The organism is Streptomyces telluris, assembly GCF_024519335.1.
Classification (GTDB): Bacteria; Actinomycetota; Actinomycetes; order Streptomycetales; family Streptomycetaceae; genus Streptomyces; species Streptomyces telluris.
The window spans coordinates 1-711 of record NZ_JANIID010000088.1; the positions used below are offsets into that span (position 1 = coordinate 1).

The 711-nt window shown below is 65.1% G+C and carries 1 protein-coding gene; it reads right to left on the minus strand.

Features of this window, described 5'->3' with window-relative positions; translation table 11 throughout:
- Positions 1 to 711 (minus strand): 2-oxoacid:ferredoxin oxidoreductase subunit beta (locus NQU55_RS36210; protein ID WP_256791877.1); only part of this gene is annotated, 711 nt, incomplete at both ends.

Here is a 711-nt window from a genome sequence, read left to right on the forward strand (position 1 = left end):
GCGGACGATGCCCTTGTCGTTGTCGGCGCCGAAGCGGATGGGCTGGCCGTGTTCGAGGCGGATGACGGCTTCTTTGGCCTGGTCGCGGTCTTTGAGGGGTTCGAAGGCGCCGTCGTTGAAGATGTTGCAGTTCTGGTAGATCTCGACGAGGGCGGTGCCGGGGTGTTCGGCGGCCTGCTGCAGGACTTCGGTGAGGTGTTTGCGGTCGGAGTCGACGGTCCGTGCGACGAAGGATGCTTCGGCGCCGAGGGCGAGGGAGACCGGGTTGAAGGGTGCGTCGAGGGAGCCCATGGGGGTGGATTTGGTGATTTTGCCGGTCTCGGAGGTGGGGGAGTACTGGCCCTTGGTGAGTCCGTAGATGCGGTTGTTGAAGAGGAGGATTTTGAGGTTGACGTTGCGGCGGAGGGCGTGGATGAGGTGGTTGCCGCCGATGGAGAGGGCGTCGCCGTCGCCGGTGACGACCCAGACGGAGAGGTCGCGGCGGCTGGTGGCGAGGCCGGTGGCGATGGCGGGGGCGCGTCCGTGGATGGAGTGCATCCCGTAGGTGTTCATGTAGTACGGGAAGCGGGAGGAGCAGCCGATGCCGGAGACGAAGACGATGTTTTCTTTGGCGAGGCCGAGTTGGGGCATGAAGCCCTGGACGGCGGCGAGGATCGCGTAGTCGCCGCAGCCGGGGCACCAGCGCACTTCCTGATCGGACTTGAAGTCCTT